The sequence below is a fragment of the Streptomyces sp. NPDC050610 genome (genome assembly GCF_040654875.1).
Lineage (GTDB): Bacteria > Actinomycetota > Actinomycetes > Streptomycetales > Streptomycetaceae > Streptomyces.
The window spans coordinates 35,970-61,387 of record NZ_JBFAIV010000044.1; the positions used below are offsets into that span (position 1 = coordinate 35,970).

Consider the following 25,418-nt stretch of genomic DNA (forward strand, 5'->3'; position numbering starts at 1 on the left):
GGATCAGCTAGAGGATGTGCCTGCTTCGTCGTCGCCGTCTTCGTGGTCCGGCGCGAGTCCGTTCTCCTTGCGGAAGGACTCGTAAATCTGGAGCAGCACCTGTTTCTGCCGCTCGTTGATCGAGGGATCGGCGAGGATCACACTCCGCACCTCGGCCTCGTCCCGGTCCCGCTCATCGAGAATCCCGGCCTGCACGTACAGGGTCTCGGCGGAGATCCGCAGCGCCTTGGCGAGCTGCTGCAGGATGTCCGCGCTCGGCTTGCGCAGCCCGCGCTCGATCTGGCTGAGATACGGGTTCGACACCCCGGCGGCATCGGCGAGCTGCCGCAACGACAGCTGCGCGCTGCGCCGCTGCTCCCGCAGGAACTCGCCGAGATTGCCGACGTTCAGTGATGCCATGCCTCGATGCTGCACCACCCTCGCTAACTTCTGCAAGCGAACGCTTGCAGAAGTTAGCTACGCCACTTTGGGGCGGGTGAGCCTGAGTGTCCTGTCTCTGCTATGTCCGGGCAGTCTCGGAGATCTCCGGGCATGCGAGTGGGAGTCTCGGTCATGCCCGGGCAAGTTGTGGGGTGTCTCAGTCTTCTCCGGGTCCGGCGGGTCCGGCGGGTCCGGCGCTTCTACGGTCGTAGCGTCTAGTCAGCGTCGTACCGGAGGCCGGGGTGGCGGAGCGTGGGCAGGTTCCGGAGTCCGCGGAGGACTTCGAGGTCGAGTACGTCACCGCGGCAGGCGTACGGCGGCGGGGCACGCTGGGCGAGTTGTGGCCGGTTCGGTTCGAGGACGTGCCGCCTGAGCGGCGTTTCCCGGCATTTCGAGGTCAGGGCAACTGGTGCGGCTGGTACTGGTCGGCGACCTGCGGTGATCACGTGGGGTTCGAGTCGTGGCTGGAGCGGGACCGGCTGGTGCTGCTGGACTTCGATCCGCTGGTGACGGGGATGGCCTCGCAACCGTTCCGGCTGTCGTGGCCGGACCCGGAGGGGAAGCGGGTCCGGCACACGCCGGATTTCTTCGTGCGTCGCGCGGACGGGACGGGACTGGTGGTTGACGTCCGCTCCGATGATCGGATCGAGCCGTGTGACGCGGTGAAGTTCGCCGCGACGGCTGCGGCCTGTTCGCTGGTGGGCTGGGTTTTCATGCGGGTCGGAGCCCCGGATGCGGTGCTGATGGCGAACGCGCGGTGGCTGGCCGGCTACCGGCATCCGCGAGTGCACCGCCCGGATGTCGCCGCCCGCTTGATGGCGGTGTTCTCCGAGGACGCCCCGCTGTTGGAAGGGGTTCGCAGGGTCGGCGACCCGATCGCGGTGCTTCCGGTGCTCTATCACCTGCTCTGGCGCCAGGTGTTCGCTGCTGACCTGGAAACGGCTCTGCTGTCGGCGGGGGCGACGGTCCGGCTGTCCGACGCGAGCATGGGAGGTGGCTATGCCGATGCGTCCGCGGTTGCTGCGGGTGGGTGATGCGGTCCGGTTCGATGAACGCCTGCACACGGTGGCGGCCCTGGAGGGGACCACGGTCCGGCTCGTCGACGAGAACGGGTCGGCGAGCGTGGTGCTGTTGCCGCATCTGTTGGCGTCCGACGGGTTCGTGGTGGTCACGGCGGCCTCGCCGCGCATGACGGTTCCCGCCGCCGGGGTGCTGGAGGGGTTGCCGGGCAAGGCGGTGGAGCGGGCCGAGTGGTGGCAGCGGCATCTGGTGGAGTTGCTCACCGGCTGTCCGGCCTACGCTCCGGACGGGCCAGTGAGGCCCGAGTACAACCCGGCGGTGAAGTCGCTGCGGCAGCGGGAACTCGCCAAGGCCGCCGAGTTGGCGGAGGCCGGGACGGCGGTGTCGCTCACGGTGCTGCAGGACATGCGGGCCCGCTTCGAGCGGGAAGGGGTTCTCGGCCTGGTCGACCCGCGGCTGCGGACGGCTCCAGACGGCACAGGCCGGGCTGAACGGCGGGTTGTCGAGGCTCTGCGGCGGGTGGTGGACGACCAGACCTGCCGGTCAACGGTCTCCGCCCAGGTGCTGCGGCGCCGGATGGAACGGCTGGTGGAGGCCGAGCACGGCCCCGGAGTCCCGCTGCCGTCGCGGGCGACGTTCTACAGGCTCCTGTCGGCGGTCACATCCGGCCGGCACACCCTGGGCTTGGCCCGCACCCGGCGCTCGCTGGCCAAGCAGCCGGACGGCATGTTCGGCCAGCTCACCGCAGCCCGGCCCGGCGAGGTGATGGAGATCGATTCGACTCCGCTCGATGTCCTGGTCGTTCATGACCGACGGCACCGTGGACACGGTCGAGCTGACGGGCATCGTGGACATCGCGACCAGGACGCTCGCGGCAGCCGTGCTGCGGCCTTCGACGAAGGCGGTCGACGCCGCCCTGCTGCTGGCGCGGGCGATGACCCCGGAACCGATGCGGCCGGGCTGGGCAGACGCGCTTCGCATGTCGCGGTCGGTTCTGCCGCACGCCTCGCTCATGGCGCTGGACGAGCGGCTGGCCAAGGCCGCGGCCGTCCCGGTCATCACACCCGAGACGATCGTCTGCGACCGCGGCAAGGCATATCTCTCCGAAACCTTCCGGACGGCCTGCCGGTCCCTGGGCCTGAACTTCCAGCCCTGCCACCCGGACACCCCTACCGACAAACCGCACATCGAGTCGACACTGGGATCGGTCGCCACGATGTTCACTCAGTACCTCCCCGGCCACAAGGGACGCAGCGCCGAACACCGCGGCAGTGATCCGGGCTCCGGGCCGCTCTGGTCGGTCCACCAGCTCCAGGAATTGCTCCAGGAATGGATCGTCATCTGGCAGAACCGTCCGCACGACGGGTTGCGCGATCCGTTCATGCCCGAGCGGGCGATGAGCCCGAACGAGAAGTACGCCGCCCTGGTCGCCGCAGCCGGCTACGTCCCAGTCCCCTTGAGCCCAGAGGAGTACATCGGCCTGCTGCCAAGGGAGTTGCGGACCATCAACTCCTACGGCATCCGCATACGTCACCGCACCTACGACAGCCCGGAGCTGACGCCATGGCGCCGGCAGCCGTCCGGGACCGGACGGGACGGCAAGCGGTGGGAGGTCCGCTACGACCCCTATGACATCTCCCGCATCTGGGTACGCAACCACCGCGAGGGCACCTGGATCACGGCGATCTGGCGGCACCTCCGCACCGCACCGACTCCGATGGGCGAGCTGGCCTGGGACCACGCCCGCCGTGTCCTTGCCGAACGCGGCACCGATCCGGTCACCGAGGAGGAGATCGCCCAGGCCGCGGTCGCTCTCCTGGACCGGGCCGCCGACGGCCCCCAGGCCACGCCGGACAAGCCCGCCCGCCGCAGTCGCAAGGAGCGCAAGGTCGCCGTCCGCACCCGGTCGACCAGTACTCCCTCCTGGCCCCGGCCCGCTCCCGCCGAGCCCGTCGAGATGTCCTCTCGCGACGCGGAGGAAGGCGAGGACGCTCTTGCGGACGTCGTCCCGCTCGGAATCTTCGATGCCCGCAAGGAGGCTGAGAAATGGTGGTGAACCCACCGGAGCCGGACGCGGGCGGCGCCACTGGCCTGCTGGAGACGCGGCGTGATCCCACCACGCAGCTCACCGGTTGGCGGCAGTTCGTCGAAGCCGACCAGGCGGCCTTCGATCTGCTGCCCGAAAGCCAGCGGTGTTCGCTGAGCCCTGCTGACCAGGAACTCTACGACGATGCCCGCGTCCTCTATCACTCCGAACTTCAAGTCGTACGCACTGCGGCCGTCCGGGAGATCGCCCACCAAGGACGCCTGTTGACCCTGCTCAACCAGCGCGAATCCGGCGCCCGGCGCGGTCTGATCGTCTCCGGCCAGCAGACAACGGGCAAGACCACCGCGCTCAAGCAGCTCGGCCGCCTCCACGAACTACGGGTCCGACAGCGCTACCCAGAGAGTGACCGGATCCCCGTCGTCTATCTAACCGCCCCGCCGAAAGGGTCACCCCGCAAGCTCGCCATCGAGTTCGCCCGCTTCCTCGGCCTGCCCTCCGTCTCGGCCCGGCACAACACGATCGACATCACCAACGTCGTCTGCCAGGTGATGATCGAGGCCCGCACGGACCTCGTGCTCGACGACGAGATTCACCTGCTGAACCACGGCACCACCGCCGGTGAGGACCTGTCCGACCACCTGAAGTACTTCACGGAGCACCTTCCCGCGACCTTCGTCTATGCCGGCATCGACGTCGAGCAGTCCGGCGTGTTCACCGGGATCCGCGGCCGGCAGATGGGCGGACGCTCCGTCCTGGTCCGCACCGGCCCCTTTCCCCGCGACGCGGAATGGCGATCGCTGATCGCCACGCTGGAGAACACTCTGCGCCTTCACCGTCATCAGCCCAATACCCTGGTGAATCTCTCCGACTACCTGCACCAACGCACCGGCGGCGTGATCGGAAGCCTCTCCCACCTGATCCGCGTCGCGGCCATCTCGTCGATCCTCGACCAGAGTGAATGCATCACCCTGGGCCAGCTGAAGAAGACCCGGATCGACCACAACAGCGAGAACTCCTCCCGCCAGAGGGCCGGATGAGCGAGCCGACCGACTACTGGCTGGTCCGTCCGCTCCCCCGCACCGTCACACCGTTCCCGCAGGAGAGCGAGAAGTCCTACCTCCGCCGGCTGGGCGAGGCGAACGGGATCCTTGCGCAAAGGACATTCGCGCAGAGCCACTGGCTGGAGTCCCGGCAGGACTACATCGACCGGCTCAGCATGGCCAGCGGACAGCCCCGGGAGAGCCTCCTGCAGGCGATCCCTTATCTCGGCCAACAGCCGAAGATGCGTCATCCCCACCGCCCGGACTTCTTCCCTGGCGTTCCCTGCCGTCTCTGCGTCGCCCGGCGCACCGGAAGCTACAACCGCATCCACCAGGTCACCGCCCGGCGCTCCCGCTTCCACGAGCAGGTCTGTCTCCGCCACAGGCTCTGGACTGGGCAGCCCCCGGGCAACTACATGATCCAGGCCGACCTGACCGACCTCCCTGACGTCCTCCAAGCCCAACAACGTCACCAGCGCCTTCTCCACGAGCACGGTCTCGTCGTCCTCAGCACCTGCTACGAACGCGGAGCCGCTCTCTGGAACGAACTCACCGGCCGGAGCTTCCGCCAGGAGGACACATCACGACGTGTCCGGGCGCTTCCCCCGCTCCAGCACGGCAGTAACCGTGACCATCGCCGCCTCATCGCCCACTACCCGGAAACCGTCACGACCACCGCTCTCTACGCCTCACCCCACTGGCGGTCACTCGCCCTCCAGGAGGGGCACGGGTTCCAGCAGTTCATCGACGAATTCAACGACCGGCTCCAGGTGGAGCTGGTCCCCAGGTTCGACGGAACCATGTGGTTCGCCACCATGTTGAGAGAGACCGCCGCCGAGATCGAGAGATCCCTCTCCGCATTGTGCAGTTACAGAAGGACGTACAGATGGAGGACGGGGCGTCGGGGTGACGACGACGATTGGGCGGGCGACACCCTCGGAGACACGTAGAAGGCAGCCCTGACACGTAGCGCAGCCCCATCGCACGTGACGATTGAAAAACACACGTAGGTTGCGTATGCTTGACCAATGGGCGTCACCAAGGCGTCCCGCACAAAGGAGACGAACGTGACGGTCGCCGAAAAAACCCAAGGTCTCGCCCTCCCGCTGGAGATCCTCAACGTCGCGCAGGTCGATGACGCCGGTGGCGTACACGTCGAGTGCCAGATGACCGGGGCTTACCTCGTGGATCTGCACAAGAGCGGGTTGCTCTCCCTCACCGGCAACATCCGTCCTGCGCACATGGAGGGCAAGCGTCTCATCGGCAAGACGAAGATCAAGGTCAACAAGTGGACTAGCGAGCTGCTCGACAACGAGGCAATCATCGGCAACATCTCGATCAGGCTCGATCCCAGCAAGTCTGTCTATGAGACCTGGTTCGACGATGAGACCGGGCAGACCAATCTGACCATCACCTCAGGTGTGCTCGACTGCGCCGTTGACTCTCTCTCTCGGATCAAGTCGATCCTGGCTGCTGCGGACAACCCGCTGGGGAGCTTCGACCTCAGCACTCGCTTCCAGGTACGGATCTGGATGCTCGATGATGCGCTCGCGAAGAAGGTCGCGACCATTTACAACACTCGCGGCGACAAGGTGAACGACTCCACCGCGAAGTACGCCTACTCGGAGACCAAGGAGCAGGAGCTCGCCCGTAGGCTCGTCAACGGCAGCGAGCATCTGGGTCAGGACAACATCGAGGTCCTGGCCAACTCCGTATCCGCCAGCTCACACAAACTGACCGCCTTCAACACCATCAGCAGGGCGATCGAAACCTCCTGGAAGGGCGGGCCTGTCACCACCGCCGACGTCGAAGCACAGTCCAGCTGGCTGATCAGCGCATGGGATTCCCTGGTCAAGGTCCGCCCGGAATACGGCAAGCTCTCGACTCCGGCACGCCAAACCCAGCGGAAGAACACCATCGCCACCAGCGCCGTGGTGATCTATGGCCTGGTCGGCGCGATGTCCGCGATGTACACCGACCACGTAGATCCGGATGTTGCGTTCAAGGCCATCACCGCGAAGGACGACGACGACTTCTTCGCCTGGGACAACCCGGTGTGGGCGGCCGCGGGCATCGTCACGCCCAGCGGATCAGGCACGGGCGCACTCGGTACCCGCAACAGCTTCCCCGCTCGTCGCGCGGCAATCCGCGTCCTGTGCGAGGCGATGAATCTGGGTGCCGACGAAGACGACTAGATCAGCCGACAGAAGAAGCATGTGGATCATGATGGGGTTTCAGGATTTCCGAGACCCCATCATGATCCACACGGCTCGCCAGTCCCGCCTGCTCGGTTGACCTGCTGCAACGGCGGAAGAAACCCCGGTCGAACCCACGGGATATTGCACATATACCGAACAAGAAGCTACCCGGAGCCATTTGAGACGATCCCGGGATCGGGCGTCTCAAGCTTCTACGGGCATCCCAGGTCCGAATGCCTTCGATGCCCGGACCTAGCTGAGACAGGACACTGAGCACGATAGGTGTCCGTTCCCGGTCTATCTGCGACTTCCCACCGGGTCTGCAGTGTGAAGTGAACGGGTCCCGGCTGATCTGCGCAGCAACGAGCCCACCAGAGCCACCTGCCCGCGAGGGCAGTGCCCACCGCTCCGGCTGTCGGATGGTCCGAGAGATCACGACGGCCAGCGGACGGACGCCCCACCTTGCCCGAGTTGCCAGGAAGGTGGGGCGCCAGGCGCGCCCATTGGGTTGTCGGTTCAGTAGGCGTATCCGCCCGCCCGTGGTTACCGAGGCTGGTAGGAGGTGGCCAGCACGGAGACGGTCACCTGACTGGGCAGGGAGCCGTGGCCGCTCAGGTCCGCGTGGGTCAGGTGGCGTGCGCTCGGTGTCATCCCCACCAGGTCGATGGCTTCTTGCCTGGTCAGGGGCGTGGTGTATTCAACGTGTTGGGTATCGGCGGCCTGGAAGTAGGGGTCCAACGCCTGTTGCAGGCGCTGTTCCTTGTCCGGGTCGATCGTGACCATCGCGGGGATCTGGCCCCGTAGCTCGGCCAGGTGCCGCTCGATGGGGCGCACCACGATCAACCGGCCGGTCGGACGGAGCACTCGATGGAACTCGGACGGGTTGCGCGGGGCGAACACGTCCAGCACGACGTCGACCCTCTGGTCAACCAAGGGGAAGGGGCGGAAGACGTCCCAGCTCGCCGCAGCAGCTCGCGGATGGGCTCGGGCTGCTGAGCGCAGGGCGCGTGCTGACGTGTCCAGCCCCAGGCCGCGGATGCCGGGCAGTTGATCGAGTACGCCGCCCAGGTAGTAGCCGGTGCCGCATCCGACGTCTACGACCGTGCCTTGACCAGGCAGGGCGTCGGCTGTCATACGAGTCAGGGGCTGGTGGATAGGGGCGTACCTACCAGTGGACAGGAACCGGTTTCGGGCCTGAATCATGGCTGCGTCGTCACCGCTGGTGGCGCGGATGCCCGTCAGCAGGCTGACGTAGCCCTGACGGGCGATGTCGAAGGTGTGGCCCTCCGGGCAGCGCAGTGAGCCACGGTCGGGTCGGAGACAGGCGCGGCACACCGGGCAGCGCAGCAAGTCGAGAAATGGTTCGAGGGCAGGGGGAAGCAACGCAGGCACGAGGCACTCCAGGCGACGGTGAAGGGAAGGGACCGTGCCTGCACGCGCTCTCAAAAGCCGCCGTCTCAAGAAAGACGAGGCCCGGCATCTCGCCGCCTCGGTGTGGGCGGCACAAGGGAGATGGATCACGTAAACAGGCACGCCAAGGAGGGCGACGCCCTACGGCATCGCCCTCAACGCCTCGTGATTACAGAGCCTGGATGTGCTGGGTCCACATGCCTACACCTTACGAGCCTGACCAAAAGCCCGTCCCCTCGCCTCAGCAGTCAGGAGATGCGGCCCGGCGGTGGGGGATCGCGCCGGACTGCGTGATCACCTGGACGACGGGTTTGGTCCCGTTTAAGCTGCACAGTCCCCTACTTCGACGGCCCGTGGACGGAGGTGGCGGCCAGGGGGAAGGGGGCCGCAGTCGCCTCGCGGCGTTCCCCGAGATCGTGATGCTGACGCCCCTGATCCTCGACCCGCCCACAACCGCCCTCGACCCCAAAGAGCTCTACCTGGCAACAACCGCCGAGCTGAGCCGACGATTCGCGCGGATCTACACCACCCTCGGAACCCAGGACCCCCTCTGCCGACGCTTCTGTCTCTATCGAGATCGCGACTGGCCTGTCTCGAAGTCGGGGTGTGAGCTTGTGACAAGATCGCGGGATGCTGCGACTCACCGATTTCATTATCGACTGCCCGGATACGATGAAGCTGGCGGCTTTCTACTCCGAGGTGACGGGCCGTCCGATCAAGGAAGGCAGCTCCGAGGACTGGGCCGGCATCCAGTTCGGTGAGATCGAGCTGGCATTCATCCGGGTGGACGACTATCGCGCTCCGCAGTGGCCCGACAGCGAGCACCCCAAGCAGTTCCACCTCGACTTCGAAGTGGACGAGATCGAGTCCGAGCAGCGCCGCGTCCTCGACCTCGGTGCGACGCTGAGGCAGGACTTCATCGGCCCCAACGGCTATGGCTGGCAGGTCTACACCGACCCGATCGGCCACCCCTTCTGTCTGTGCCGCAACAAGGGCGTCATCTGGACCGACCAGGGCCCGATCTGGCCCAAGCGCGACTAATTAGGTTCCGGTCGTGGAGAAGAGCGACATCACGATCAAGCTCACCCCCGACGAGGCCCTGGTCCTCTCGGACTGGCTGGAGCGAGTACAGATGACAGATCTCAGCCGCCTGGTCGACGATCCGGCCGCATGGGCCCCGATCCACAAGATCGCGGGAACACTGGACAAAGCGCTCCCTGGAATCTTCGCCGCCGACTACGCCGAACATCTGGAAGCAGCCCGGCACCGTCTCCGGACGGCCATGGGCAGCCTTGCCGAAGAGCGAGACGGCTGAGCTGTCCTTGCCCACCACCAGCGCGCTTCCGTGAAAGCCATGTCGTTTGAGAACGTCGGCCCGCGGCGTTCTCAAACGACATGGCAACCCAGCAGGTCAGCGGCCCACGATCTGTCAGCTGCACTGCGACAGGACACCTGTACGGTCCACCGCATGGTTGACGAGTTCGATGTGGCTCACGCGCTGCGTGGTGGGATACCCGACAGGGCGCGAGCCTGGGTCTCACCCCGCACGACGAGCGCCTCAAGTCGTTCCGGCTACTGATCGCGGTGCTGGCCATCGCCGACGAACGCCGACGAGAGCGCTTCTGCTCCGACGGCTGCGGCCACGCGTGGCATCGCTTGTCTGCCGAGACCCCCGAAGCCTCGGCCTGATCCCTCGTGCTTAACACGCCTACCGGGCAAGTGGCCGGAGGGGGAACATCGCGCTCAGCCTCAGCAGTTCGCGCAGCGCCTCGTCTTCGCATCGCACGTCGCACTGCTCGCCGCGCAGCCCTGAATTGCCGCCTACAGCGCCCTGCTCGGCTTCGACGGCTTCATGGAATGCGTCCCCGCAATCGTCATCCGCGCGGGTGAGCAGCCCATATGCCTCCATGGCGACGTATTCGAGGGACTCCCACTCCGGCCAGTCGTCGTTCCAGAGCTCCCGAGGGCGACCCACCAGGAACTGAACCTCTGGGGTGTCGGCCAGAGCGTCGGGATCGATCACTGCCCGCGCGAAGGCATCCCGGCCGAGCCCCACTATCCACAGGCCGAAATAGCAGAATTCGTCGTCCGAACACCAACGGGTTCGGTGGTGGACGTGTGTCCGGACGAGCTGATCGAGCGGGATGACGCGGCGAAATTCGCCGTGGCGGCGACGGCCCGCCGGCCGGTGGGCCGGGGCTTCCAGCGGGTGGGGACGCCGGATGCGGTGCTGACAGCGAACGTGCGGTGGCCGGCGGGCCGCCTACGATGCCCGGATCTATCCGTGATGGGACGGCTCGGCACCGGTCGAGCCCATCGGACGCAGCCGAGTAGGACCTTGGTTGACCTTCACCTTGGGGGAGGCCACAGGATCGGTTGGGCCGGGCGAGTGCTCGGCATGAGGAGGAACGAGCATGGGGTTGCTGACCATCGGGGCGTTCGCGAAGGCGTCCCGGCTGTCGCCGAAGGCGCTGCGTCTTTACGACGAGCTCGGCCTACTGCCTCCCGCTCGCGTCGACCCGGTGACCGGCTACCGGCTCTACGCACCGGAACAACTGGACCAAGCCCGCCTGGTCGCCTGGCTCCGGCGCATGGGTATGCCCCTGACCCGCATCCAGCGCGTCTGCACGCTGGAGGCAGACGCGGCAGCCCAGGAGATCCGCGCGTTCTGGGCCCAGGTCGAAGCCGACACCGCCGCACGGCGGGACCTGGCCACCTTCCTCGTCGACCACCTGTCACGGAAGGACCCTGTCATGTCCCCGACCTTCAAGCCCCTGGGCATCCACGCCGCTCTCTCCGACACCGGCCTCATCCGCGAGAGCAATCAGGACACCGCCTATGCCGGGTCCCGCCTGCTCGCCGTCGCCGACGGTTACGGCAGTCAAGGAGGCTCCGCAAGCACTGCCGCCGTCGACGCGCTCAAGCACCTCGAAACCGACAGCATCCCGGCGGGCAATCTCCTCAATGTCCTCGAAGACGCGGTCGAACAGGCCAAACAAGCCGTGAACGGCCTCGCCGGGGCCGGCTCTTCCCCCGAAGAGGCCGGGACCACACTCACCGCGATGCTCTGGACCGGATCGCAACTCGCCCTCGTCCACATCGGCGACTCCCGCGTCTACCTCCTGCGTGACGGAGAGCTGTTCCAGATCACCCACGACCACACCATGGTGCAGTCGATGGTCGACGAAGGACGCCTCAGCCCGGAAGAAGCCGCCTCCCACCCCCAGCGGTCACTGCTGGCCCGGGCCCTGGGCCAAGGAACCGATACCACCGCCGACATGCGCCTGCACGATGCCCGGCGGGGAGACCGGTATCTGCTCTGCCCCGACGGCCTGCCGACCGTCGTGCCGACCGAAGAGATCCACCGGGTGCTCTCCGAGATCAGTGAGCCCGAGCAGGCGGTCCGCGCACTCATCACCCTCGCCAACGGCTCCGGCGACTCCGACAACGTCAGCTGCGTGGTCGCCGACGTCTTGGAACTCCAGCAGTAGGAGCGAGGGCATGCACTTCGAGTGGCACCAGATCCGCTCTCGTGAGCTCATCCGCGAGGCGGACGAATACCGGCTCGCCCAACAAGCCAGGAGAGCCGAACCGGCCCCCCGGCGCCTGCCGGCCAGCACATCGCGACCGACTCCGCGACGCCTGCTGGCCTGGCTCCGCGGATGAACCACCATGCTGCTTACGGTTGGACACCAACTGCCGGCCTGTCCCGCGCAACCGTAGGCACCGCAGGACAGACCCCCTGCCCCACAGTCACCTGGGACAGGGCAGTGTCAGAGGAGCGCTGCCTGGCTACCGGCTAGTGCGCCGCGATGCGCTCCACCAGGCCGATTCCCTGCGCCAGCAGTGCCCGTTCCTCTTGGGTCAGTTCCGCCTCGATCGCTCGCGCGAGCCAGTCGGCCCTGCGTTCCCGTTCCTCTTCCAGCAGTGCCTGGCCGGCGGGGGAGAGTTCGACCAGGCTCTTGCGGCCGTCGGTCGGGTGGGCTCGGCGGGTGATGAGGCCCTGGTCCATGAGGAGTCCTACGGCGCGGGCCATGGACTGCGGGCGTACGCGCTGGTCGGTCGCGAGTTCGCTGGTGGTCATCGCGCCGCTGCGGTCCAGTGCGCCCAGGACGGCCACCTGGCCGAGCGGCATCTGGTCCTCAAGCTTCACGCGCCGCGTGAGCTTTCCCATCGCGGTGCGCAGGTCGGCCGCGACGGCGGCGGATTCCGGAAGGGGCATACCGAACTTTAACGCAGCACATCTGCGCAGCAGGGCTGTTCAGTGCGGCTGTTCAGTGGGGCTGCACAGCGTATCTGAACAGCTGAACTGAACAGCATTGCTGTATAGTTTTTCGTGCCGGATCCAGCGCCACCGTCGTCGCAGCCGGATCTCGGCACGTATGCGACAACGGGAGGATTCCCATGACAGTCATCACCTCCGTCACCGGCCGCCGCGTCCTCGACAGCAGGGGCAACCCCACCGTCGAAGTAGACGTGGAACTGGCGGACGGGTCGATCGGCCGGGCCGCGGTGCCCTCCGGGGCCTCGACCGGCGCCCGTGAGGCCGTCGAACTCCGCGACGGCGACCCGGCCCGCTGGCACGGCAAGGGCGTCGACCGCGCGGTCCGCCACGTCGACATGGAGCTGGCCGCCGCCGTCATCGGCCGCGAGGCCGAGGACCAGGCCGGCCTCGACGCCGCCCTCGTCGCCGCGGACGGCACCCCCGCCAAGTCCCGGCTCGGCGCCAACGCGATCCTCGGGGTCTCCCTGGCCGCCGCCAAGGCCGCGGCGGCCGCACACCGGCTGCCGCTCTACCGCTACCTCGGGGGTTCCGACGCGCGGCTGCTGCCCGTACCGATGATGAACATCGTCAACGGGGGCGCACACGCCGACAATCCGCTGGACTTCCAGGAGTTCATGATCGCCCCGATCGGCGCGGAGACCTTCGCCGAGGCCGTGCGGATGGGGTCCGAGATCTTCCACACCCTGCGCCGCGACCTGCTCGACGCCGGGCACTCCACGGGCGTCGGCGACGAGGGCGGCTTCGCGCCCGCCCTGCGCACCGCCGAAGAAGCCCTCGACTTCGTCGTCGCCGCGGTCGAACGGACGGGGTACCGGCCGGGTACGGACATAGGCCTGGTCATGGACCCGGCATCGTCCGAGTTCTTCCGCGAAGGCGTCTACGACTACACCGGCGAGGGCATCCGGCGCACCCCCGCCGAACACGCCGACTACCTGGTGAAGTTGATCGATGCCTATCCCGTCGTGTCGATCGAGGACCCGATGGCCGAGGACGACCTGGCCGGGTGGCAGGACCTGACGGCGCGGGTCGGCGCGCGCTGCCAGCTCACCGGCGACGACGTGTTCTGCACGAACGAGACCCTCCTGCGCGAAGGCATCCGCTCCGGCGTCGCCAACTCGGTCCTGGTGAAGGTCAATCAGATCGGCACCCTGACGGAGTCCCTGGCCACCGTCCACGCCGCCCACCGGGCGGGCTACACCGTCGTCATGTCGCACCGCTCGGGCGAGACGGAGGACACGACGATCGCCGACCTGGCGGTGGCCACGGGCTGTGGCCAGATCAAGACCGGCTCGCTGTCCCGCTCCGACCGCACCGCCAAGTACAACCAGCTCATCCGCATCGAGGAGGAGCTGGGCGACAGTGCCCGGTACGCCGGTGCGGAGGCGCTGCGTCGTTAGGCGGGAGGAAGCTGTGTCCGGCGCCGCCCTGTACCGGTCCGCTTCGTGGTCGCGCAGGGCGGCCGACTCCCGGGTCTGCGCAGCGCGTTGGCGCGTTTTGCCATGGATCCGTAAAGGCGCCGGACGCGAGGCAACGGGTGGGGCAGGAGGTCCGTCTCGGTGATCAGCGAGGCGCAGTGGGCGTCCTCGCGAAGGGAGGGTCTCGCCGTCCGGGGAGGCCCACGGGAGGTAAGTCCATGACCAGGACGAAGAAGACCGGGATGAAGGTACGGGGCGGCCGTGCCGCCGCGATCGGTGCGCTGGGTCTGGCCTCGGTGGCGCTGGCCGCCGGGCCGGCGTTCGCCAAGGGGGACGTGAGCATCAAGGCGCCGCACACGGCGCAGGTCGGCAAGGCCTTCGCGGTGACGGCGAGCGCGTACGACGACGCCTCCAGCTACCTGCGGGTATGCCTGGAATGGCGTAGCGGCAAGCAGGCTTGGGCCCAGGTGACCTGCGGCTCCGTCGTCGAGCGGGGCGACGGCGACGCGCAGGTCGCCGTGCACATCAAGGCCGCGCACAGCGGCGCCGTGGAATACCGTGCGGCGGTGTACGGCCTGAACACCCCGAAGGACAGCCACCCCGTACGGCAGCGGACCTCCGACGTGGTGACGGTGAACGTCCGCTGAGGCCGGGGGTGCGGGGGCGCGGTCGCGGACAGTTGGTGCGTGTCAGCGCAACTGCTGGACGTGGCCGCGCTGTTCGTCGCAGGCGGCGGGCCGTCCCGCTCTTACGCCGCCCCCGCCCCCGGCGCGTACGACCGCAGGCCCCGGTCGGCGAAGGCGATCAGCCACTCGAAGCTCGTGTCGACGTCGGCGCTCCACTGGAAGCCGTCCGCCGCCTGCAAGGTGGCGAAACCGTGGCAGAGGCTGCGCAGCGCGCGCAGGGCGTGGTCGACGTCGGCCTCCGGGATGTCGTAACCGCGCAGAACCGCCGTGAACGCGTCGAGCAGCCGCCGGCCCCCGGCGGCCAGGGGGTCGTCGGGGCCGGAGGGTTCCATGCCGACGGTGGCGGCGTACCGGCCGGGGTGCTCCAGGACGAAGGCGCGGAACGAGCGGGCCGCGGCGGCCAGGGCGTCCTGCCCCGCGTAGCCCTGGACCGCGCCGCCGACGGCGTCGGCGGCCTCGCTCAGCGCCAGGGCGGCGATGCGGCGGTTGAGGTCTTCCTGGCCGCCCACGTGTTTGTACAGGGACGGCGTACGGACCCCGAGCCGCTCGGCCAGCAGGCCCATCGTCAGGTTGGCGATGCCCACTTCGTCGGCGAGGGCGGCGCCGGCCGCGACCACGGTCGTCGGGTCCAGCCCGGCCCTAGGCACGGGCGGCGTCCGGCTGCGGCTGGAGGAAAGCGAGCATGAGGGAAACCACCTGGTCGGGGAACTGGTCGTGCGGGTAGTGCCCGGCTCCCTCGATCATCTCAAGGCGGCCCAGGCCGGCCGGCAGGGCGTCGACGATCGCCGAACCCTCGGCGTGCGGGTCGGCCCAGTCGGGGTCGAGCGTGCCCATCACGACCAGGACCGGGCAGCGGACGTCGCCGAGCCGCGCGCCGGCGTCGGCCGGGGCGCTGCGGGCCATGCCCTGGAACGCCTTCATCCGGCCCGGTTCGCGCAGCAGGGAGCTGAGGTGGTCGAGGCGCTCGGTCCAGTCGGCCGGCTTCACGCCCGGGTAGGCGACGTCGAGGTACGAGCGCCAGAGCGGCACGCTGCCGAGCGCGTTCGCGCCGAGCAGCCGCAGCATGCCCTGGCGGAAGCGCCGTACCCGCAGGTCGCCGAGGCGGGCCCACTGCTTGCGGGTGAACGGTCCCAGTTCCACGACCGCGCTGATCAGCGCGGGTTCGCGGGCGGCGGCGATGGTGGCGGCACCGCCGGACATCGAGTGGCCGACGAGTACGGCCGGGCCGCCGCCGAGATGGCGGATCACGGCGAGCAGGTCGCCCGCGATGGCGGTACGGCTCCAGGTCGGCCAGTCGGCGCTGGACTCGCCGCACCCGCGCAGGTCGACCGCGGCGACCCGGTGACCCGCCGCCACCAGTCGCGGGAGCACGGCGCGGTACGCGGAGCGGCTGTCGCCCATGCCGTGCGCGAGGACGATCAGCGGGCCGTCGCCCGCCACCTCGTACGCGATGGTCCCGCCTTCGACGGCAAGGTACTCGGTCATGGCGTCCCTCCGGCCTGCTTGGCTAATGCTGTTAGCTAAAAGCTAATGTCGTTAGCCATGGCTGTCAACGGTGGTGGGTGGTGTGGAGGTGCCGGCTGACGGCTTCTCGCGGCTGTCTCTGAACGTGCCGGTTCCGCAAGGGGCTTCCAGAGCCTTGATCAGGCGCGATGGAAAGTCGCTGGCCCCCGCTCCCTCCTGCGTCGAGACTTTCCGCGTGACGCTTCACGAGGACGAGACCCCTGCCGACGAAGAACTTGTCCGGTCGCTGCTGAAGGCGCAGCGCCCGGAGTGGGCCGCCCTGCCGTTGTCGCCCGCGGGCGCGGGTACGGACAACACCATGTACCGGCTGGGCGCCGACCTGCTCGTACGGCTTCCGCGAACGGCCGGCACCGGGCAGTCCCTGCGGAAGGAACGGGAATGGCTTCCGCGCCTGGCGCCCCGCCTTTCGCGGCCGATTCCCGAGCCTGTTCACGCGGGGGCGCCGACCGACGCCTTTCCGCTGGTGTGGTCGGTCTACCGCTGGATCGACGGTGAGGAGGCGGGCCCGGAGACCGTCCGGGACTGGGCCGCGTTCGGGGCCGATTTGGCGGCCGTCGTGCGGGAGTTGCATCGCGTCGACCTGATGGGGGCGACGCGCGGGGACGGTCTCAGCTGGTACCGCGGGGGCACCCTGGAGCCGTGTGACCAGTGGGTCGGCGGATGTCTCGACGAGTGCCGGGCCCTCGTGGGCGCCGAACTCGACGTCGACGCCCTGGAACGGCTGTGGCGGGCCGCGCTCGCCCTGCCCGAGCCCTCCGGGCCCCACGTGTGGCTCCACGGCGACCTCAAGCCGACCAACCTGCTGGTCCGGAACGGCAGGCTCCACGCGGTCATCGACTTCGGAGGGCTCTCGGTCGGCCTCCCCGACGCCGAGCACTCCACCGTCTGGGACCTGCCGCCGCAGGCGCGACGGGCCTACTGGGACGCCTTGGGCCTTGATGACGCGACCTGGGCCCGCGCCCGCGCCTGGGCCATCGCGGTGGGCGTCAGCGGAGTCTCCTACTACTGGCGCACCTTTCCCGCCTTCGTCTCCGAATGCCGCGCGAGACTTCAGGCGATCCTCGCGGACGACGCCGTGCGTTGAGTGCTGCGTCCGGTCGGGGTCCGGTCGGGGGCCGGTCGGGGTCCGGTCGGGACGGCAGGGCGCTCGGCTGCTCGACTGCTCGGTGACCATGAGGTCCCCCAGCCACGGAAAAGTGCGTTCTTCCACGTCAGCGCGGACTCTCTTACGGTTCGCCAGTAACTACGAGAGACCGGATGGAAGTGAGCGGCATGGCCGTCGCCTTGATGAACCCCGACGGGTTGCCGAAGATCCCCGCCTACCAGCAGGTGTCGATCGCGACCGGTTCGAAGCTGGTCCACACCGCGGGGCAGGTCTCCTGGGACGCCGACGGGGTCACGGTCGGCGCGGGCGACCTCGTCGCTCAGGTCGAACAGAGCTACCTCAACGTCGGCACGGCGCTGGCCGAGGCCGGGGCCTCGTTCGCCGATGTGGTGAAGCTGAGCGTGTACGTCGTCGACTGGACCCCCGACAAGCTGCCCCTGTTCATGGAGGGGGTCTCGCGCGCCGCCGCGAAGCTGGGGGTCGTTCCGGCCGCGCCGAGTACGTTGCTGGGCGTCGCGGCGCTGCACATACCCGAGCACCTGGTCGAGGTCGAAGCCACCGCCGTCATCGACTGAACGCGACGAGACGTGGCTCCGCCGGGACTCCGCCGGGACTTCGCCGCCGTCGAGCGGACGATCGTGGACGAGGGGCGGCGCTGATGATCGAGCGGCATCCCGAGTGGGTGGGCCGGGAGCGGGTCGGGAAGGGCGTCGGCTGCCTGTGCGCCGAGCACGCCGCTCAAGGGCTCCCTCAAGGGCCCCCTCTCGGGCTTCCCCTCCGGCTCCCTATTCGGGATTCGGGAAGGCGGCGGCCCGTTCCAGAAGGAGCGCCTTCTCACGGGCGTTGCGGGTCAGGGACGCCGCGCGCTCGAATTCCGTACGCGCCTCGTCGCCGCGGCCCAGGCGTGCCAGCAGGTCGCCCCGGACGCTCGGCAGGAGGTGGTACCCCTTCAGGGCCGGTTCGCCGGCCAGGGCGTCGACCAAGGGCAGGGCAGCCGCCGGGCCTTGGGACATCGATACGGCGACGGCCCGGTTCAGCTCCACCACCGGGGACGGGGCCAGGGCCGTCAGCCGTCCGTACAGTGCGGCGATCGTCGCCCAGTCCGTGTCCTCGTAGCGGACGGCCTGCGCGTGGCACGCGGCGATCGCGGCCTGGACGGCGTACGGGCCGCGGCCCGCGCGGTGCAGGGCCTCGATGCCGCGGCGGATGAGCATCCGGTTCCACCGGGACCGGTCCTGGTCGGCGAGGAGCACCGGGGCGCCGTCCGGGCCCGTACGCGCCGCGATGCGCGACGCCTGGAACTCCAGGAGCGCGGCCAGACCGTGCGCCTCCGGCTCCCCGGGCATCAGGCCCGCGAGGACGCGGGCGAGCCGGAGCGCGTCCTCGCACAGCGCCGGGCGCACCAGGTCCTCGCCGGCCGTCGCGGAGTAACCCTCGTTGAAAATGAGGTAGATGACCTCCAGGACCGAGGAGAGCCGCGCCGTCCGCTCGGCTGCGCCCGGCACTTCGAAGGGGACCCCGGCCTTGGCTAGGGTGCGCTTCGCGCGGACGACGCGCTGGGCGACGGTCGGCTCCGGAGCCAGGAAGGCGCGGGCTATCTCCTGCGTCGTCAGCCCGCCCAACAGCCGCAGGGTGAGCGCGATCCGGGCCTCGGTCGACAGCACGGGGTGGCACGCGGTGAAGATCAGCCGCAGCAGATCGTCACCGATGGCCCCGGCGTCCGAGGGGTCGGAGGGGTCGGAGGGGTCCGCGGTGCCTTCGAGGTCTCCCGGGTACGGCGACGGTACGTCCGTCAGCGCCCGCCCGACCTCCGCCAGCTTGCGCGCGTACGTCTCCTTGCGGCGTACGAGGTCGATCGCGCGGTGCTTGGCGGTGGCCATGAGCCAGGCGCCCGGCTTCTCCGGTACGCCCGACTCGGGCCACTGTTCCAACGCGGCGACCAGGGCGTCCTGCGCCAACTCCTCGGCGATGCCCACGTCCCGTACGATCCGGGCGGCACCGGCGATGATCCGCGCGGACTCGATCCTGAACACCGTCTCGACCGTCTCGACCGCCTTGGCCGTCTCGGCCGTCTTGACCACCTCGGCCGTCTTGGCCGCCTCGGCTGTCTTGGAGATCCCGGTCGTCTCAGTCGTCTCAGTCGTCCTGCTCGTACTCGCTGCTGCCGTCACGGGCACTTATCAGAGCAGCCGCGCGAGGGCGGGGCAAGCGCGTTCGAGCAGGCGTGGCCGGGTCAGGGTTCCATGATCTCGCGGACTTCAGCCGTGATGGTCCAGTAGTCCTCGTGCGTGAGCAGGAACCGCTTGGTCCACTCCACCGCCTCGGCCTTGTCCTTGGCCTGGATGATGGAGTAGCCGCCGATGACTTCCTTGCTCTCCGTGAAGGGCCCGTCGGTGCAGCTCATCTTGCCGCCGGACCAGGTGACGCGGGTGCCCTCGGCGGTCGGCGTGAGCCCGGCCGTGTCCAGCATGACCCCGGCCTTGGTGATCTCCTCCAGCAGCGCGCCCATCCGCTCCAGCAGCTCGGGGCTGGGGCCGTCGGCGGGGGCGTTCCGCTCGTCGATGCGGATCATCGTCAGGTAGCGCGGCATGGTGACTCCTCGGTCGGGAGGGGCGGGGACTCTCCCCGCCTCTCACCCTTGCGTCGAACGGGAGACGCCGGGATCGACACCTCCGCCGAGAATTCTTCGGAATTCTTCCGAGAAACTTTCCGGGGGCGGTGGAGGACAGGCGGTTTGGGCCCTCGGAGGGCGCTTCGGGGCGCCTCGTGCCAGTGTCGCTCCGTCCGCCGCCGGCTCACCGTCAGCTCACCGGCGGCTCGCCCGACGAACCTGGGCCGGAAACATTTGCTGGACCGATGGGGCGCCCGGATCGCAAGCTGGCCCCATGCCAGAGATCGCCGCCTCCGCCCGTACGCCCTTCCGCGCGCCGTCCGCCCGTCCGCCCTCCTGGTACGCGCGTCCCGCCGCCCGCGCCTGGACGTGCGAGCCCGCGCCCGCCGACGTACGGGCCTTCCACGCCTCGCTGCCCGGTTACGCACCCACGCCGCTGACCGAACTCCCGGGGATCGCCGCCGAACTGGGCGTCGGCCGGTTCTTCGTCAAGGACGAGTCGGCGCGGCTGGGGCTGCCCGCGTTCAAGGCGCTGGGCGCGTCCTGGGCGGTGCACCGGGTCCTGGCCCGGCGCGAGGCGGACGCCGCCCGGGACGGAGTTCGGGACGGGGTTCAGGGCAGTGGTCGGGACGGGGCATCGGTACGGCTGGTCACCGCCACCGATGGGAATCACGGCCGGGCGGTGGCCCGTACCGCCCGGCTGCTCGGGCACCACGCCCACGTCTTCGTGGCGCACGGGGTGCACCCGGGCGCCGTGGCCGCCATCGCGGGGGAGGGGGCGCGGGTCACGGAGGTGCCGGGCGTCTACGACGACGCCGTGCGCGCGGCGGAGGCGGCGGCCGCCGCGCCGGACTCGGTCCTCGTCCAGGACACCGCCTGGCCCGGTTACGAGGAGATCCCCGGCTGGATCGCGGAGGGGTACTCCACCCTGTTCGCCGAGGTCGACGCCCAGTTGACCGCCGCGGGGGCCGGGTCGCCCGGGCTCGTCGCCGTGCCCGTCGGCGTCGGCTCGCTCGCGCAGGCGGCCGTCACCCATTACCGCAGCCGCCGGGCGGCGGGCGGCGCGGCGCTGCTGTCGGTGGAGCCCGAGAACGCGGCGGGGGTCCTGCACAGCCTGCTGGCCCGGCGGCCGGTCACCGTGGCGACCGGCGACACGACCATGGCCGGCCTGAACTGCGGCACCCCCTCCAGCCTCGCCTGGCCGTTCCTGCGCGACGGCCTGGACGCGGCCGTCACCGTGACGGACGCCGACAGCGCCGCGGCGGCCGGTGCGCTGGCCGCGCACGGCGTCTCCTCCGGCCCCTGCGGCGCCGCCTCCCTGGCGGGCCTGCGCGCGGCCCTCACCAGCGACGGAGCCGGGGCGCTCCCCGGAGTCACCGACCGCCGTGCGGCCTTGGGCGTCGGGGCCGGGTCTGTCGTCGTCGCCCTGAGTACGGAGGGCACCGCCGCCAATCCGCACGGCGGGTGAGGGGTGGGAAGCACGCGTCCAGGGGGCGTCAGCCGCTCGCCGCCGGTACCGGCAGGGCCGTGATGACCGCCGAGACCAGGATCACCGCGCCCAGGGCCACCGCCTCCGCGCGGGCGGGGCGAACGGGCCCGGCGGGGGAGTCCGGGTCCGAGGAGCGGTGCAGGCGGAACCGGGCGGCCAGGGCCAGGGCGCCCACGACCGCCACCAGGGCCAGCTTGGCGAGCAGTGCCCGCCCGTACGCCGTCGTCAGGACCGCGTCGAGCGGCAGCCGGCGCAGGGTGCTGAAGGTGCCCGTCACCGCCAGGGCGGCGAAGAGGGCGGCGGCGGGCCGGGCGTAGCGGCGCAGCAGCGCCCTTGCGGCGTCCGGCCGGCCCCGCCACAGGCGCATCGTGCGCAGTACGTGCACCAGCCCGCCCGCCCACAGTGCGGCCGCGCTGAGGTGAATGAGCGTCAGCAGCGAACCGAGCAATGGGGTGTTGGCTTCGGGATGTGCGCGCAGTGCCTCCCCGACGGCGACCAGCGACAGCGGGGCGGGGGCGAGGCCGGGGCGGCGCAGCGCGATGCAGGCGCCCGCGAAGAGGAAGCCGTTGGCTTCCAGGAGTGCCAGTCCGCCGGGGCGTGTCGCGTACGTGCCGACGAGATCGCCGCTGGTCAGCCCGGCGGCCAGGGAACCGTCCCCGGCGAGCACGACGATCTGCCCGGCCGCCGCCGCGAACCCGGCGACGGGCGCCGTCAACCCCCAGCTGCGCGGGGCGAGTTCGGGCGCGTCGGGGATCGTACGGGTGAGCCGGTTGGCGGCCGCTTCGCCCAACTGGAGGGAGAACGCGGCCAGCAGCACCGCCCGCAGCATGGTGGTGACTCCCGCGCCCGGCACCGTGAGCTCGTTCGTGCCGGACAGGGCGGCCGTGGCGCCCAGCAGCGAGACGACGAGGAACGCCGCCGCGGGGGCGGCGACCGCGGCGATCAGCCTCGCGCGCCGACGGCGTGTGTCGGTGACCGAAGAGCCCGGAAGCATCATCGGGCGATCGTCTCCGGAGCGTACAAATCCGGCAAGACCGGCGCGCGCCACACTGGTCCACCTGGGTTCGAAGCATCCCCCGCCCGCAGCCACCGGCCGGGCCCGCGCCTGTGGTCACCGGCCGGGCCCCTGCCTGCGGCCTCCAGCCGGGCCCCCGTCTGTGGTCGCCCGCCGACGCTCCCCGCATACCGTGGAGACCCACCGCCCGCGCCTGCGCAGAAAACCGCGAAGAAAGACGTGAACGAAGTGACCGACGCCCTGAACACCGACACCGACACCGACTCCGACACCGCCGCCTGGCTCGCCGCCGCCGCGATCGACCCCGCCGTACGGGCGCTGCGCCCCGACTACCGCGCCCTGCTGATCACCGCCGAGGGGCTGACCCCCGGGCCCAGCGACGCCGTCGGCGAACGGCTGCTCACGGCGGCCGAGGAGACCGCGCGCAAGTGGCTCGCCGAGGGGCCGGTGGAGGAGCACCCGCACCTCGCGGCCTGGCGCGAGGCGTTCCGCGCCTTCGGCGCGAAGCCGCAGCGGACCCGGCCCAGCGCGGAGGCGCTGCTGCGCCGCGCCGCCGACGGGCTGCCGCGCGTGGACCGGCTCACCGACATCTACAACGCGGTCTCGGTCGCGCACGTCGTGCCGCTGGGCGGCGAGGACCTCGACCACTACTGGGGCCCGGCGCGGCTCGTACGGGCCGACGGTACCGAGGAGTTCGAGACGGCCGCCGGGGGCGAGAGCGTCGTGGAGAACCCCGCCCCCGGGGAGGTCGTGTGGCGCGACGACGCGGGTGTCACCTGCCGCCGCTGGAACTGGCGGCAGTGCGTCCGTACCCGCCTCACCCACGACACCACCCGCGCCTTCTTCCTCCTCGACGCGCTCGGCCCCATGGACGACGCGGCCCTGACCGCCGCGGGCGACGCGCTCGGCGAGGCCCTGACCGAATCCAGCCCCGGCGTGCGCCTCGCCACGAGGATCGTCGCGGCGGGAGACGCGGGAGACGCGGGAGACGCGGGAGACGCGGGAGACGCGGGGGCGTAGCACCCGCACCCCGCCATCTCCGCACCCCGCCCGCCCCGCGCCCCACCTCGCCTCAACCGCTCAACTCCGCCCCCGGCCGCGCGAACTGGGCCTCGTACAGCTCTGCGTACGCCCCGCCCGCCGCCAGCAGCGTCCGGTGCGAGCCCTGCTCCACGATCCGGCCCGACTCCATCACCAGGATCACGTCGGCGTCCCGGATCGTGGAGAGGCGGTGCGCGATCACGAAGCTCGTACGGCCCGCGCGCAGCCGCGCCATGGCGCGCTGGATGAGGAGTTCGGTGCGGGTGTCGACGGAGCTGGTGGCCTCGTCGAGGATGAGGATCACGGATTCGGCGAGCCAGGCGCGGGCGATCGTCAGCAGCTGCTTCTCGCCCGCGCTGAGCCCTTCGCCGTCCTCGGCGAGCACGGTGTCGTAGCCGTCGGGGAGGGTGCGGATGAACCGGTCCGCGTGGGTGGCCTTCGCCGCCGCCACGACCGCCTCCCGGTCCGCGCCCGCCGCGCCGTAGGCGATGTTCTCCGCGATGGTGCCGCCGAAGAGCCAGGTGTCCTGGAGCACCATGCCGACCCGCCCGCGCAGCTCCTCGCGGGACATCCGGGCGATGTCGACGCCGTCCAGGGTGATGCGCCCGCCGGTCACCTCGTAGAACCGCATCAGCAGGTTGACGAGGGTGGACTTGCCGGCGCCCGTCGGGCCGACGACGGCGACGGTCTGCCCGGGTTCGACGGTGAGCGACAGGTCGTCGATGAGGGGCGTCCTCGGCTCGTACCGGAACGCGACGTGCTCGAAGGCGACCTGCCCGCGTACGTGCTCCGGGCGCAGCGGTTCGGCGGCGTCCGGGGTCTGCTCCTCGGCGTCGAGGAGTGCGAAGACCCGTTCGGCGGAGGCGATGCCGGACTGGAGCAGGTTGGCCATGGCCGCGACCTGGGTGATGGGCTGCGCGAACTGCCGGGCGTACTGCACGAACGCCTGGATGTCGCCGATCGTCATCGCGCCGGACGTCACCCGGAGCCCGCCGATGACCGCGACCAGTACGTAGGTGAGGTTGCCGACGAACATCATCGCGGGCTGCATCAGGCCGGACACGAACTGGGCGCGGAAACTCGACGCGTACAGCGCCTCGTTGTGCTCGTCGAAGGTCCGTACGGCCTCCTCCTGCCGGCCGAAGACCTTCACCAGCGCGTGCCCGGTGTACATCTCCTCGATGTGCGCGTTGAGCTGCCCGGTCGTCGCCCACTGCCGTACGAACTGGGGCTGCGCCCGCTTCCCGATCACGGTGGCGACGACGGCGGAGGCGGGCACGGTGGCCAGCGCGACGAGGGCGAGCAGCGGGGAGATCCAGAACATCATGGCGAGCACGCCGACGACGGTCAGCAGCGACGTCACGATCTGGCTCAGCGCCTGCTGCATGGTCTGGGAGATGTTGTCGATGTCGTTGGTGGTGCGGGAGAGGATCTCGCCGCGCGGCTGCCCGTCGAAGTGGCTCAGCGGCAGCCGGGCCAGCTTGGTCTCGGACTCCGCGCGCAGCCGGTACGTCACGCGCTGCACGATCACCGTCGTCAGCCGCCCCTGGAGCAGGCCGAAGAGCGCCGCCGCGGCGAAGAGCCCGAGCGCGCCGAGCAGGACCCGCCCCACCGCGCCGAAGTCCGTGCCCCGGCCGCCGGAGACCCCGGCCAGGACGAGGTCGGTGGCGTGGCCGAGCAGCTTGGGGCCCAGTACGGACATGGCGACGCCGCCGAGGCCGAGGAGCAGCACGCCGAGCACGGGTCCGCGCTCGGGGCGCAGCATGCCGAGCAGCCGGCGGCCCGAGCCGAGGAAGTCCATGGAGCGCCGGCCGGGGGGTATGCGGTCCGTACTCATGCTGCCTCCTGCTCGGTGAGCTGGGAGAGCACGATCTCCCGGTAGGTGTCGTTGCCGGCCATCAGTTCGGTGTGCGTGCCGGTGCCTACGACGCGGCCTTCGTCGAGGACGACGATGCGGTCGGCGTCACGGATCGTGGACACCCGCTGCGCGACGATCACCACCGTCGCCCGCTCCGTGTCCCGCGCCAGAGCCGCCCGCAGCCGGGCGTCCGTCGCGTAGTCCAGCGCCGAGAACGAATCGTCGAAAAGATAGATCTCCGGACGGCGCACCAG

The 25,418-nt window shown here is 70.0% G+C and carries 26 protein-coding genes; 15 read left to right on the forward strand and 11 right to left on the reverse strand.

The features are described from left to right. Positions 1-3: 3 nt before the first annotated feature. Positions 4-399 carry a helix-turn-helix transcriptional regulator gene (locus AB0I22_RS35090; protein WP_030892648.1) on the reverse strand — a complete coding sequence of 132 codons (396 nt, stop codon included), beginning with the start codon at positions 397-399 and terminating at the stop codon, positions 4-6. Between the two features lie 263 nt (positions 400-662). On the opposite strand from AB0I22_RS35090, the gene AB0I22_RS35095 reads away from it, so the two are divergent. The 5 genes from AB0I22_RS35095 to AB0I22_RS35115 all read left to right on the forward strand — a co-directional run bounded on the left by AB0I22_RS35095 (position 663) and on the right by AB0I22_RS35115 (position 6,722). Beyond that, the gene (locus AB0I22_RS35095; protein ID WP_363135055.1) at positions 663-1,454 is read left to right on the forward strand and encodes a TnsA-like heteromeric transposase endonuclease subunit; all 792 of its coding nucleotides are present in this window, start codon (positions 663-665) and stop codon (positions 1,452-1,454) included. Between the two features lie 776 nt (positions 1,455-2,230). Continuing rightward, positions 2,231-3,496: a Mu transposase C-terminal domain-containing protein gene (locus AB0I22_RS35100; RefSeq protein ID WP_363135056.1), complete on the forward strand. Its 1,266-nt coding sequence runs from the start codon at positions 2,231-2,233 to the stop codon at positions 3,494-3,496. After that, entirely contained in the window at positions 3,487-4,524 is a 1,038-nt protein-coding gene (locus tag AB0I22_RS35105) for a TniB family NTP-binding protein (protein WP_363135057.1), read from the forward strand. The genes AB0I22_RS35100 and AB0I22_RS35105 overlap by 10 nt, the downstream gene beginning before the upstream one ends. Further along, a complete protein-coding gene (locus tag AB0I22_RS35110; protein ID WP_363135058.1) occupies positions 4,521-5,477 on the forward strand; it encodes a hypothetical protein in 957 nt (318 codons plus the stop codon). The genes AB0I22_RS35105 and AB0I22_RS35110 overlap by 4 nt, the downstream gene beginning before the upstream one ends. A 78-nt stretch (positions 5,478-5,555) precedes the next feature. Next, complete coding sequence (locus AB0I22_RS35115; RefSeq protein WP_363135059.1) at positions 5,556-6,722, forward strand: DNA sulfur modification protein DndB; 1,167 nt, start codon at positions 5,556-5,558, stop codon at positions 6,720-6,722. A gap of 546 nt (positions 6,723-7,268) precedes the next feature. Here the strand turns inward: AB0I22_RS35115 and AB0I22_RS35120 are convergent. Beyond that, complete coding sequence (locus AB0I22_RS35120) at positions 7,269-8,117, reverse strand: putative RNA methyltransferase (protein WP_363135060.1); 849 nt, start codon at positions 8,115-8,117, stop codon at positions 7,269-7,271. A 648-nt stretch (positions 8,118-8,765) separates the two neighbouring features. Between AB0I22_RS35120 and AB0I22_RS35125 the strand changes: the two genes are divergently transcribed. From AB0I22_RS35125 to AB0I22_RS35135, 3 genes are all read left to right on the forward strand, one after another. After that, a complete protein-coding gene (locus AB0I22_RS35125) occupies positions 8,766-9,176 on the forward strand; it encodes a VOC family protein (protein ID WP_266457694.1) in 411 nt (136 codons plus the stop codon). 13 nt (positions 9,177-9,189) lie between these two features. Further along, complete coding sequence (locus AB0I22_RS35130) at positions 9,190-9,450, forward strand: hypothetical protein (RefSeq protein ID WP_363135061.1); 261 nt, start codon at positions 9,190-9,192, stop codon at positions 9,448-9,450. A 215-nt stretch (positions 9,451-9,665) separates the two neighbouring features. Further along, a complete protein-coding gene (locus AB0I22_RS35135) occupies positions 9,666-9,824 on the forward strand; it encodes a DUF5958 family protein (RefSeq protein WP_363135077.1) in 159 nt (52 codons plus the stop codon). 19 nt (positions 9,825-9,843) lie between these two features. Here the strand turns inward: AB0I22_RS35135 and AB0I22_RS35140 are convergent, their stop codons facing one another. Continuing rightward, positions 9,844-10,191, reverse strand: a complete 348-nt coding sequence (locus tag AB0I22_RS35140; protein WP_363135062.1) for a DUF4240 domain-containing protein — start codon at positions 10,189-10,191, stop codon at positions 9,844-9,846. A 358-nt stretch (positions 10,192-10,549) separates the two neighbouring features. Between AB0I22_RS35140 and AB0I22_RS35145 the strand changes: the two genes are divergently transcribed. Then, a complete protein-coding gene (locus AB0I22_RS35145) occupies positions 10,550-11,626 on the forward strand; it encodes a MerR family transcriptional regulator (RefSeq protein ID WP_363135063.1) in 1,077 nt (358 codons plus the stop codon). 308 nt (positions 11,627-11,934) lie between these two features. On the opposite strand, the gene AB0I22_RS35150 is transcribed toward AB0I22_RS35145, so the two are convergent. Beyond that, positions 11,935-12,357, reverse strand: a complete 423-nt coding sequence (locus tag AB0I22_RS35150) for a MarR family transcriptional regulator (protein ID WP_363135064.1) — start codon at positions 12,355-12,357, stop codon at positions 11,935-11,937. A gap of 182 nt (positions 12,358-12,539) precedes the next feature. Here AB0I22_RS35150 and eno point away from each other — a divergent pair, with 182 nt between their 5' ends. Together eno and AB0I22_RS35160 are read left to right on the forward strand one after the other, a co-directional pair. Beyond that, on the forward strand, positions 12,540-13,817 hold the full coding sequence (eno, locus tag AB0I22_RS35155) for a phosphopyruvate hydratase (RefSeq protein ID WP_363135065.1): 1,278 nt from the start codon (positions 12,540-12,542) through the stop codon (positions 13,815-13,817). A gap of 236 nt (positions 13,818-14,053) precedes the next feature. Then, a complete protein-coding gene (locus tag AB0I22_RS35160; RefSeq protein ID WP_363135066.1) occupies positions 14,054-14,482 on the forward strand; it encodes a hypothetical protein in 429 nt (142 codons plus the stop codon). A 101-nt stretch (positions 14,483-14,583) separates the two neighbouring features. On the opposite strand, the gene AB0I22_RS35165 is transcribed toward AB0I22_RS35160, so the two are convergent. Further along, positions 14,584-15,138 (reverse strand): TetR/AcrR family transcriptional regulator, encoded by a 555-nt coding sequence (locus tag AB0I22_RS35165; RefSeq protein ID WP_363135078.1) that lies wholly within the window; start codon positions 15,136-15,138, stop codon positions 14,584-14,586. A gap of 22 nt (positions 15,139-15,160) precedes the next feature. Continuing rightward, complete coding sequence (locus AB0I22_RS35170) at positions 15,161-16,006, reverse strand: alpha/beta hydrolase (protein ID WP_363135067.1); 846 nt, start codon at positions 16,004-16,006, stop codon at positions 15,161-15,163. Between the two features lie 214 nt (positions 16,007-16,220). On the opposite strand from AB0I22_RS35170, the gene AB0I22_RS35175 reads away from it, so the two are divergent. Together AB0I22_RS35175 and AB0I22_RS35180 are read left to right on the forward strand one after the other, a co-directional pair. Then, the gene (locus tag AB0I22_RS35175) at positions 16,221-17,129 is read left to right on the forward strand and encodes an aminoglycoside phosphotransferase family protein (protein ID WP_363135068.1); all 909 of its coding nucleotides are present in this window, start codon (positions 16,221-16,223) and stop codon (positions 17,127-17,129) included. A gap of 188 nt (positions 17,130-17,317) precedes the next feature. Continuing rightward, positions 17,318-17,725 carry a RidA family protein gene (locus AB0I22_RS35180; protein WP_363135069.1) on the forward strand — a complete coding sequence of 136 codons (408 nt, stop codon included), beginning with the start codon at positions 17,318-17,320 and terminating at the stop codon, positions 17,723-17,725. 210 nt (positions 17,726-17,935) lie between these two features. On the opposite strand, the gene AB0I22_RS35185 is transcribed toward AB0I22_RS35180, so the two are convergent. After that, positions 17,936-19,231, reverse strand: a complete 1,296-nt coding sequence (locus tag AB0I22_RS35185; RefSeq protein WP_363135079.1) for an RNA polymerase sigma factor — start codon at positions 19,229-19,231, stop codon at positions 17,936-17,938. Positions 19,232-19,383: 152 nt separating this feature from the next. Then, on the reverse strand, positions 19,384-19,740 hold the full coding sequence (locus tag AB0I22_RS35190; protein WP_363135070.1) for a YciI family protein: 357 nt from the start codon (positions 19,738-19,740) through the stop codon (positions 19,384-19,386). Positions 19,741-20,035: 295 nt separating this feature from the next. On the opposite strand from AB0I22_RS35190, the gene AB0I22_RS35195 reads away from it, so the two are divergent. Then, a complete protein-coding gene (locus tag AB0I22_RS35195) occupies positions 20,036-21,229 on the forward strand; it encodes a diaminopropionate ammonia-lyase (protein WP_363135071.1) in 1,194 nt (397 codons plus the stop codon). Between the two features lie 28 nt (positions 21,230-21,257). Here AB0I22_RS35195 and AB0I22_RS35200 read toward each other — a convergent pair whose 3' ends face one another. After that, positions 21,258-22,247, reverse strand: coding sequence for a CopD family protein (locus AB0I22_RS35200; protein ID WP_363135072.1), 990 nt, complete (start codon positions 22,245-22,247; stop codon positions 21,258-21,260). Positions 22,248-22,484: 237 nt separating this feature from the next. On the opposite strand from AB0I22_RS35200, the gene AB0I22_RS35205 reads away from it, so the two are divergent. Next, on the forward strand, positions 22,485-23,285 hold the full coding sequence (locus tag AB0I22_RS35205) for a phenylalanine--tRNA ligase beta subunit-related protein (protein WP_363135073.1): 801 nt from the start codon (positions 22,485-22,487) through the stop codon (positions 23,283-23,285). A 52-nt stretch (positions 23,286-23,337) separates the two neighbouring features. Here the strand turns inward: AB0I22_RS35205 and AB0I22_RS35210 are convergent, their stop codons facing one another. After that, positions 23,338-25,143, reverse strand: coding sequence for an ABC transporter ATP-binding protein (locus AB0I22_RS35210; RefSeq protein ID WP_363135074.1), 1,806 nt, complete (start codon positions 25,141-25,143; stop codon positions 23,338-23,340). Beyond that, on the reverse strand, positions 25,140-25,418 hold a 279-nt coding region (locus tag AB0I22_RS35215), incomplete at its 5' end, for an ABC transporter ATP-binding protein (protein WP_363135075.1). The genes AB0I22_RS35210 and AB0I22_RS35215, both read right to left, overlap by 4 nt.